At 75.7% G+C, this 3,616-nt stretch carries 3 protein-coding genes; 2 read left to right on the forward strand and 1 reads right to left on the reverse strand.

Features of this window, described 5'->3' with window-relative positions; translation table 11 throughout:
• Positions 1-354 (reverse strand): SWIM zinc finger family protein (locus EEJ42_RS33050; RefSeq protein ID WP_184503394.1); only part of this gene is annotated, 354 nt, incomplete at its 3' end.
• 159 nt (positions 355-513) lie between these two features.
• Here EEJ42_RS33050 and EEJ42_RS33055 point away from each other — a divergent pair.
• Positions 514-1,647 (forward strand): ATP-binding protein, encoded by a 1,134-nt coding sequence (locus EEJ42_RS33055; RefSeq protein WP_425473002.1) that lies wholly within the window; start codon positions 514-516, stop codon positions 1,645-1,647.
• A gap of 14 nt (positions 1,648-1,661) precedes the next feature.
• Positions 1,662-3,616: DUF5682 family protein (locus tag EEJ42_RS33060; protein WP_123105679.1), on the forward strand; the 1,955-nt coding region annotated here is incomplete at its 3' end.

The following is a 3,616-nucleotide window of genomic DNA, read 5'->3' on the forward strand; positions in this document are numbered from 1 at the left end:
CCGCGCGCGCTCGCGCCGCTCGCCGAGCCACTGCTCGGCCCACTCGGGCGGCTCCCCGCCCTCCGGCACCCCCGCCCCGCCGGCGCCCCACAGGAGCAGCAGCCCGAGCGCGTGCTTGCACGGGAACTTCCGGCTCGGGCAACTGCACCGATACGCGGGGCCGTGCACGTCGATCACCGTCCGGTACGGCTCGCTGCCGCTGCCCGCGCACAGCCCCCAGACCGCCTGGCCCCGCGCGCCCGTGCCGGACCACGAGGCGGCCCCCGCGAGCTTGCCGCCCGCCTTGTGCGACGCGGCGTCAGGAGCCAGGGCCAGCACCTGTTCCGCCGTCCAGCGTTCCCCCTGCGGATTCATGTCTGCGACGGTACGCCCACTCACTGACAACCGCCCTGACCTGCACGTCCGTTGACGTTGGCAGGTTGCCGGGGCGGTTGTCAGTGGGGTGGTGCACAGTGAATTGCGCGACTGGGAGCGGAACGAGCAACGAGCCGTGGGGGAGCTGTGACCGTCACTGTGTCCGGAACCAATTCACCTGAAATCACCGAGGGCGACGGGCCCGGCGAGGCCGTCGAGGTCCTCCGTCCACACGCCGAGGACGCCTTCGCCGACGAGCTGAGCGCCCTGGCCGCAGCCGACGACCGCCCACGCCCGGCCCGCTGGCGGCTGTCGCCGTGGGCCGTCGCCACGTATCTGCTCGGCGGGACGCTGCCGGACGGCACCGTGATCACGCCCAAGTACGTGGGCCCGCGCCGGATCGTCGAGGTCGCCGTCACCACGCTCGCCACCGACCGCGCCCTGCTGCTGCTCGGCGTCCCCGGCACGGCCAAGACCTGGGTCTCGGAGCACCTGGCGGCGGCGGTCAGCGGCGATTCGACGCTGCTGGTCCAGGGCACGGCAGGGACGCCCGAGGAAGCCATCCGCTACGGCTGGGACTATGCCCGGCTCCTCGCCCAGGGCCCGAGCCGTGACGCGCTCGTCCCGAGCCCCGTGATGCGGGCGATGGCGGACGGCATGACCGCGCGCGTGGAGGAGCTGACGCGCATCCCGGCCGATGTGCAGGACACCCTGATCACCGTCCTGTCCGAGAAGACCCTGCCGATCCCCGAGCTGGGGGAGGAGGTCCAGGCGGTCCGCGGCTTCAACCTCATCGCCACCGCCAACGACCGGGACCGCGGCGTCAACGAGCTGTCCAGCGCGCTGCGCCGCCGCTTCAACACGGTGGTGCTGCCGCTGCCCGCGACCCCGGAGGACGAGGTCGACATCGTCGCCCGCCGCGTCGCCCAGATCGGCCGCTCGCTGGACCTCCCCGAGGCCCCGGAGGGCGTGGACGAGATCCGTCGCGTCGTCACGGTCTTCCGCGAACTGCGCGAAGGCGTGACCGGCGACGGCCGTACGAAGCTCAAGTCGCCCTCCGGCACCCTGTCGACGGCGGAGGCCATCTCCGTGGTGACGAACGGGCTGGCGCTCGCCGCCCACTTCGGCGACGGCGTGCTGAGGGCCGACGACATGGCCGCGGGCATCCTCGGCGCGGTCGTCCGCGATCCGGCCGCCGACCGCGTCATCTGGCAGGAGTACCTGGAGGCGGTCGTCCGCGAGCGCGACGGCTGGAAGGACTTCTACCGCGCGTGCCGAGAGGTGAGCGCGTGAGGACAGCGGAGCCGATGCCGGTGGGCGGGCCCGCAGGAGCCTCCGGGATCGCCCAGGCCGTCGTGCCCGGGTGGCCGGTGTTGTTGGGGGTGCGGCATCACGGGCCCGGGTCGGCGCGGGCCGTGCGGGCGGCGCTCGACGAGTGCGAGCCCGGCGTCGTGCTCATCGAGGGACCGCCGGAGGCGGACGCGCTGGTGCACCTCGCCGCCGACGAGGACATGCGCCCGCCCGTCGCGCTGCTCGCGCACGTGGCCAACGACCCGGGGCGCGCCGGGTTCTGGCCGCTGGCCGGGTTCTCGCCGGAATGGGCGGCCATCCAGTGGGCGCTGGCCCGCGACGTGCCCGTACGGTTCATCGACCTCCCCGCCGCGAACTCCCTGGCCATGACCCCGAAGGGCGATGCGGACGCCCCGGAGCCCGGGGAGCCGGGCGAGGCCGAGCGGGTGCGTGTCGATCCGCTCGCCGTCCTCGCCGAGGCGGCCGGGTACGAGGACCCGGAGCGCTGGTGGGAGGACGTCGTCGAGCACCGCAGCGTCGGCGGGACCGCGGCGTTCGCCGCCGTCGGCGAGGCCATGGGGGAGCTGCGGGCCGCGTACGGGCACGGCGGGCACGAGGACGACGCCGTCCGGGAGGCCCATATGCGACTGCGGATGCACGCGGCGCGGCGGGAGTTCGGGGAGCGGGTCGCCGTCGTGTGCGGGGCCTGGCACGTACCGGCGCTGGCCGCCCGCTCCACAGTGACCGCCGACCGCAAGCTGCTCAAGGGGCTGCCGAAGGTCAAGGCCGAGATCAGCTGGGTGCCCTGGACGCACCGGCGGCTGGCCCGGCACAGCGGCTACGGGGCGGGGATCGCCTCGCCCGGCTGGTACAGCCACCTCTTCCACGCGCCGGACCGGCCCCTGGAGCGCTGGCTCACCAAGGTCGCCGGGCTGCTCCGGGACGAGGACTTCGCGGTGTCGTCCGCGCACGTCATCGAGGCCGTGCGGCTCGCCGAAACCCTCGCCGCGCTGCGCGGCCGCCCGCTCGCCGGGCTCGCCGAGACGACGGATGCCGTGCGGGCCGTCATGTGCGAGGGCTCGGACGTGCCGATCGCGCTGGTGCGGGACCGGCTCGTGGTCGGGGACGTGCTGGGCGAGGTCCCCTCGTCGGCGCCCGCCGTACCGCTCCAACAGGATCTGCGGAGCGCCCAGCGCTCGTTGCGGCTGGCGCCGGAGGCAGCGGAGCGGGAGCTGGAGCTGGACCTGCGCAAGGACATGGACGCGGCGCGCAGCCGCCTGCTGCACCGGCTGCGGCTGCTGGGGGTCGGCTGGGGCACCCCGGCGGCCTCGCGCGGCAGCACCGGCACGTTCCGCGAGACGTGGCGGCTGCGCTGGGAGCCGGAGTTGGCGGTGCGGGTCGCGGAGGCGGGGGTGTGGGGCACCACCGTGGTGTCGGCGGCCACCGCCAAGGCGGAGTCCGAGGCGCTGGGTGCCACGGCCCTCGCCGAGGTCACCGAGCTGGCCGAGCGCTGTCTGCTGGCCGCGCTCCCCGACGCCCTCCCCGTGGTGATGCGCGCGCTCGCCGACCGCGCCGCGCTCACCGCCGACGTGGGCCATCTCGCGCAGGCGCTGCCCGCCCTGGTGCGCTCGGTGCGGTACGGGGACGTGCGCGGCACCGACACCGCGGCGCTCGGCGAGGTCGCCGCGGGACTGGCCGAGCGGATCCTCGTCGGGCTGCCGCCCGCCTGCGTGGGGCTCGACGCGGACGGTGCCGCCGACATGCTCCGCCACCTGGAGGCGGTGCACCGGGCGATCGGCCTCCTGCCGGAGCCCAAGCCGTCCGCGCCACCCGCGCCACCCGCGCCGTCCGTGCCACCTGGGCCCTCCGCGCCGTCGGCCGACGACTCGCTGCGGGCGCGCTGGGCGGCCGTGCTGCGCGCCATCGCCGGGCGGGACGGCACCCCCGCCACGCCGGGGCTGCTCCGCGGCCG

Source organism: Streptomyces botrytidirepellens (genome assembly GCF_003721215.1).
In the GTDB taxonomy this organism is placed as follows: domain Bacteria; phylum Actinomycetota; class Actinomycetes; order Streptomycetales; family Streptomycetaceae; genus Streptomyces; species Streptomyces himastatinicus.